Origin of the sequence: Mycobacterium sp., assembly GCF_050701675.1 — a bacterium.
Taxonomy (GTDB): Bacteria; Actinomycetota; Actinomycetes; order Mycobacteriales; family Mycobacteriaceae; genus Mycobacterium.
On sequence record NZ_JBOGDD010000074.1, the window covers coordinates 1 to 6919 of the forward strand.

At 68.6% G+C, this 6919-nt stretch carries 2 protein-coding genes; both read left to right on the top strand.

Annotated features, from left to right (window positions below; genetic code table 11):
- A partial coding sequence (locus tag ACRDUX_RS02295) for a tetratricopeptide repeat protein (protein WP_526410614.1) occupies positions 1–746 on the top strand: 746 nt, incomplete at its 5' end.
- Positions 747–1159: 413 nt separating this feature from the next.
- A partial coding sequence (locus ACRDUX_RS02300; protein ID WP_526410616.1) for an NHL domain-containing protein occupies positions 1160–6919 on the top strand: 5760 nt, incomplete at its 3' end.

Sequence of the window (6919 nt, forward strand, 5' to 3'; positions counted from 1 at the left end):
GGCCGCTCGTGTCGATCGCCACGATGCGCGGCCGCAGCCTCTACAACATCGCCCGCAGCCTGGAGGATCAGCCCGGTGCGGGCGATACCGCCATTGCGTACTATCGACGCGCCGTCGAAACGGATCCGGGCTACGCGATGGCATACGGCAACCTGGGCGCCGCGTTGTTGCGCCGCGGCGATCTCGACGAAGCGCTCGCGCACTTGCGGCGCGCCATCGAGCTGCAGCCCTCCTATGCGGACCATCATCACAATCTCGGCACGGCGCTCGGCGCGGCCGGCGATGGGGCGGCGGCGGCGACCGCCTACGAGCGCGCCCTCGCGCTCGATCCCAACTTGGCCGACTCCCACGTCAACCTGGGCGCATTGCGGCAGCAGGCCGGCGACCTGGACGCCGCCGCGCAGCACTACGCTGCCGCTATCGCCATCGATCCGCGCCTGCTAGCTGCGCGCAACAACCTCGGAATCGTCTACGCACTGCAGGGCGACTTCGACCGCGCGATCGACACCCTGCGCGCGGCCGCCGACCTCGATCCACGCGATCGCATGGCGCGCGAGAACCTCACCTTGGTCCTTGCCCGAGGTGGGCGCGGCGATGAGGCGGTCGCCGCCTTTGGGGCGCTGCGCCACGCCGGGACGAGTGACATTGCGATCCTCTGCGGGCTGGCTGACCAGCTCGTCAGCACCGGAATAGACCCCCAGCGCCTCGATGCCCCGCGCGGATGCCCGCCCGCCGCAGCGCGCTGATCGATTGGCAGCTCGCCCAGATGTCTGGCCCCGGGCTCGAGTTTTCCGGGCCACGGATACTCCGGCCGACTCGCATCTATACCACGGAACCTGGTGGCTGATGATGTTGGGGGCCCGCAGGGCGCCGAGTGCAGGATCGTGCGTTTGATCACGATTCAGTAGCTATGCTGCGGCTGTATAGAATGGGGGCGACGACTAGCAGCATCCTTTCGCTCGGTTGCATCTCCTGCATTGTTCTGCGACCTCACTGCCGTCGTTTCAGAAAGGATATTCTCGGGACAAGACAGCAAACCGACCTGGACCTCTACACGCCGCCCTCGCAAGTGGCATGTCGTCGGCGTTGTGGTCGCGCGGCAAGCGGTGCTCTGTGCGCGGGTTGGATTTGGTTCTGGCGTGCGGAAAGGGAGACGATCATGATGCAGGCCCAGCGTGCCATCGTTGTTCTCTGTCTGGTTGCCTTGCTGGGGGTCGCGTCTCCTGCGCTCGCACTGGACCCCGAGGTCTTTGCAACCCGCTGCTTTGTGAACGCGGTCGTGCCGAGCGCGGTCGCAACGATCACCGATCGCAGTGATGCTCCGTCGCCGGTTTGCTCGACGGATCACGGGCCGATCACCAACAGCCTCGTAGACAGCGTAACGGAGACGCGTTCGCTGCTCTTGCGGTTCGAGATCAGCCAAACGGAAAGTACGATTGGCCGTGCCTGGCTGCGGCTCCCGAACGCATATGCGAACTCGTCCGACGCGCTGAACGTCACCGCCGACTGGTACGAGTGGGATGCATGCGACGCGGGGGACGTGGGCGGCGCCGGAACAGGCACCGCTCTCGATGCGGCCGGGTCCTGCGGCACTGATTGCTCAACAGGCTCCATTGAGAACGGATTCGACCTGCAGCTCGACAGCGTGAGCGGTCACGTCAACCTCAACGGGGCGACCGAGTTGCGCGTAACCCTAGGAGGCGGCGCCGTTGTCGGCAGCAATGCTGTAACGCTCGTCTCGGCATTCCCGCTCGACGACATCTATCTGGTGTACGAGTCCTGCACAGATGAGATTCCGGTGCCGCCAGCCTGCGAGGTTCTGCAGTTCCCCGCACGTGAGGAGGCGGTGACCTTTGCCGAGGGCGTCGATGAGCCGCCTACGCCACTCGTTTGTACCGACGACGCCGGCGAGTCGACGCTGGTCATTGCGACGGCCAACGAGAGTTCAGGAGGCAGCACCATCCAGCAAGAGATCAATACGTTCTTGAATTTCGATACGAGCACGCTCCCGACCGACCAAGTGCCCTACCTTGCGCGCGTTCGCATGCACGTCCTCCGTCACCAGATGGTGTTTCTGGACACAGGCACCCTTGAAGGCGACTGGTACAATTGGGGACCATCATGTGACTTGGCCGATCACGCCGCCAGCGGAGCGACTGACGCACTGTCGGCGTACCACACGCACGTCTGCGACTACTCATGCTACGTCGCCACACTCCCGGTCGGGGCGGATGTCGACTTCCCGCTGGCCAATCCGTTGACGCGACTCAACCGCGTCGGTACCTCGGGACTGCGCCTGCGCATGTCCGAGGCGGCACTCACGAGCTATCTGTTCGTGGCGAACTCGGACCAGGTCGGCAATGAGCCCGAGTTGCTGGTGCTTGCCTGCGACGATCCCACGCCACCGCCAGCGACGCCTCCGACCGGTTGCGCCTATCATGTACTGCCTGCGCCGCTCGAGTCGCAGATCGTTGCGGCGTGCACGCCTGAGAACCAGCCAACCTTGTTCCAGTGCGGGGACAGCGGCCTCAGCGCGTCGATGCCTCAGCTGGTCGCGATGGACACGTACGACGTGGACGGCCGCAACACGGTGGTCAACAATCTCCTGCTGCGCTGGGATACTTCGACCCTTCCCTCTGGTGCGACGATTGACGGTGCGTGGTTGCGCCTGTTCGTTCCGGATCGGCTAACCCAGCCCGGCGCGGCGTTGACAGCGGACTGGGACCCCTGGGGCGAGTGCGACAGCGATGATGTGACGCGCGCGCCAACGGCCATCGCACTATCGACGGCGGGGGCCTGTGGAACTGCGTGCCAGGTGGGATCGATTGCTCAGGCCGCCTACACTGATTTCCCACTCGATACGCCGGCCACACACATCACTCGTGGCGTCGGGGCGCGCACCGATCTGCGCGTGCGGGTCGTCGCCGATGCCGCGAGCGGCCAAAGCTGGCTTGCCGCCAGCGACTCCGACACGCTGTTGCCCGGCCCCGGCCTCATCGTGCTCACCTGCGATGCCGAACCCCCGCCACCGGCAGCCACCGATGCCATCATCGCTTGGGGTATCGTCGACGGCGGCATCACCGTCACTGGTCGACCGGGCAGTTTTGAAGGCGGTGCGCAGGTGACCATCACGAACGTGCGCACCGGCCAGCAGATCACCGTCACCGCCAACGCGGACGGATCCTTCACCGCGCCGCTCGATGTCGAGGAACGCGATGTTCTGACCATTCTGGTCACCGACGCCGCCGGGAACCCGAGCCCGCCAGCGTCGTTACAGGTCTTACCCCCTGACCCGGTGTTGATCGCGCCTCCGCTGGACCGCACTGTTGCCACGACCGTTGCCGACAGCACGGCCTTTCTGTACACCGGCCCGCTTGCCGTACAGGTCGGGATCGACCCAGAGACGATCGAGCCCGCCCGCGCGGCCGTAATGCGGGGGGCCGTCATTGATCGCAATGAGGTGCCGCTGCCGGGCGTACGGGTGACCGTGCTCGATCATCCGGAGTACGGCTACACGCTGAGCCGCAGCGACGGGTGGTTCGACCTCGCCGTGAACGGCGGCGGTCCGCTGACCATCGAGTACGATGCCGGCGTCGACGCCTTCCCCGCCCAACGTACCGTCACCGTGCCATGGCAGGGGTACGCGCAGGCGCCGGCCGTCGCCCTGGTCGAGCCGGACGCCGATGCCACGGTGATCACGCTCGGCGCAGCGACGACGCAGCTCGCCAGCGGCGGGCCGGAGAGTGATGCGAACGGCAGCCGCGAGGCGGTATTGCTGATCCCAGCCAACACCACCGCCTCGATGATCGTCGACGGCACCCCCGTGCCGGCGCCGATTCTGACCGTGCGCCTGACCGAGTACACGGTTGGCGAGCGCGGCCCCTCGGCGATGCCGGGCGAGCTGCCGCCTGCCAGCGCCTACACGTACGCGGTGGAGGTGAGCGCCGACGAGGCGATGGCCGCCGGCGCGGAGCGGGTCGAACTCAGCCAGCCGCTGCCGCTCTACGTCGACAACTTCCTCGATTTTCCGGTCGGCCAGGCGGTGCCGCTGGGCAGCTACGACCGCGAGCAGGCGCGCTGGGAGCCGGCCCCCAACGGCGTCGTGCTGCAAGTCGTGAGCGTCACGGCCGGCGTCGCCAACCTCGATACCACCGGCGATGGCGTGCCCGAGAGCGATACCGTTCTGGCGACTCAATTCGGCATCACCCTCGCCGAGCGGCAGACGCTGGCCACCCGCTATGCGCCCGGCGCCAGCCTCTGGCGCGTGGCATTGACCTTCTTCTCGCGCTGGGACTGCAACTGGCCGGGCGGTCCGCCGTCCGATGCGATCCCGCCCAACGGCGGCGAGCCGACCGGCGGGCTGGGCCGCGAGCGGCTGGATGACCCCGACCTCGGCGGCGGCGGCGAGCTGGACATCCAGAACCAGGCGCTGCGCCAGGAGGCGTCGCTGCCGGGCACGCCGTACGCGCTGACCTACCGCAGCGATCGCCAGCTGGAGACGGCGACGCTCAATCCGATCACCATCCCGCTGATCGGTGCGACGGTGCCGACCTCGCTGGAGCGCGTGGAGGTCCACATCGACGTCGCCGGGCGGCGCTTCATCGAGGTCTATCGCCGCAGCGCCGGCGAGTTGGTGCCCGGGCTGACCACAACCTTCGCCTGGGACGGCGTCGACGTGTACGGCCGCCTCCTGCAGGGCCGCGTGCTGATCGACGTGGAGACGCGCTTTGTCTACCCGCGCGCGTACGACCAGGCGGCGCCGACCATCCTGTCGTTCTCCCTGGTCTCCGGACAGCCGCTCACCGACATCGGCAATACGCGCGCCGAGATCACCACCGGGCGCCGCTTCAGCGGCTTCATCGGCGGCTGGGACAGCAAAGCCGAGGGGCTGGGCGGCTGGAGCCTCGACGTGCATCGCAGTTACGATCCGGTCAGCGGCACGCTCGGTGGCGGCGACGGCAGCCAGCGGAGCCGTGAGCGGGTCGAGGCGTCGCTGACGACGGCGATCGGTGGCGGCACTACCTGGCCGGTGGTGGACAACGTCACCAAGGCCACCGCGGTGGAGCTGATCGAGCCCAACGGCGTGGCGGTGGCGCCGGATGGCACGGTCTATGTGGCCGACAGCAACGTCAGCCGCCGCCAGATCCTGCGCCTGAACGCCGACGGCACCGTCTACCGGGTCGCCGGCGGCGGCACACTGACCGGCGAGGGTGTCGATCCGCGCAGCGCCCGCTTGCTGGGCCCCTACGGCCTGGCGTTCGGCCCCGACGGCGCGCTCTACGTCACCGAGGCGGAGGGGGCGCGCGTGCGGCGGATCGATCTGGCCGCCCACACCATCACCACCGTGGCGGGCACCGGCATTGCGTGCCCGAACGCCAACCAGTCGGCCGCCTGCGGCGACGGCGGGCCGGCGCTGCAGGCCCAGCTGAGGAATCCCTCCGCCGTGCAGGTGGCGGCCGACGGCCGGCTCTACATCGCCGATGCCGGCCGGCGCGTGCGCGTGGTCGGCCCCGAGGGGACCATCCAGAAGCTGGCCGGTGAAGGGCCCAATTGTTGTGGGAACAACACGGTGAATGGGATTCCGGCCAGCCAGGCCTTGTTCTTCAACCCAGAGATGGATCTGGCGCTGGCCGCCGACGGTAGCCTGTACGTGGCGACAGGGTTCTCGCTGGTGCGGCGCATCGCGCCCGACGGGCGCATTTACACTGTGGCCGGGGACGGCACCGCCCCGGGCCCGCCCACCGGCGACGTCGGCGACGGCGGCTTGGCCATCGCGGCGGAAGTGTTCGATGTCGACGCAGTGGCGTTGGTGGCCGACGGGAGCCTGCTGGTGGCCGACCGCGCCTACGATCGCGTGCGGCGCGTGGATCCGCTGGGGCTGATCTCGGCGCTGGCCGGTACACGGGTGGAGCTCAATACCACCGGCTTCTCCGGCGACGGCGGCGCGGCGCTCGCCGCCCGCTTCGACGAGCCCTCCCGACTGGCGCCGGCGCCCGACGGTAGCCTCTACATCGCGGTGCTCGGCAATAAACGCGTGCTGCGCGTGCGCTCGCCGCTGCCCGGCTTCGCGGCGCTGGGCGATCTCGTCATCGCCAGCCCCGACGGCAGCGAGCTGTACGTCTTCGACAACCGCGGCCGACACAAACTGACCGTCGATGCCCTCGTCCGCGACGACGAGGGGAACCCGACCATCCGTCACAGCTTTGCCTACGATGCCGCGGGGCGCCTGGCCGGCGTCACCGATGTCGACGGCCGCCTGCTCGACATTCAGCGTCCGACGCCGAGCACCGTCGTGCTGACTGGGCCCGATGGCCAGGCGACGACCCTGACGCTGGACACCAACGGCTACGCGGTCTCGGTGGCCAGTGCCGCCGGCGCGACCACCTTTGCCCCCAGCAGCCAGGGGCTGATCACCAGCGCCACTGGTCCGAACAACCACACCCGGAGCTTCAGCTACGGCAGTGGCGGCCGCCTGAGCGTCGCCACCGACCCGCCCGGCGCCGGTGGCAGTGACACGCTGACGCGCACCGACCTCACGGTGCCCGACGGCACCGGCTACCAGGTCGTGCACACCACCGAAGACGGCGTGCAGACCGCCTATCAGGTGGCCTTCCTACCCACCGGCGAGGAGCGCCGCACGACGCTCAATCCCGACGGCACGCAGACCGAGACACTGATCGGTCTCGACGGCGGTCGCACGGTCACCCAGGCCGACGGGACGGTACAGACCAGTACCATCGGCCCCGACCCGCGCTTCGGCCTGCAGGCACCGGTGACAACCTCCTCGAGCGTCAGCACGCCCGACGGCCTGACCGCGACGCTCACCGCGTCGCGCACCGCCAATGTCAGCAACCCTACCGACCCGCTCAGCCTCACCACCCAGACCGACACGCTGGTGGTCAACAACCGCCCGCCGGCC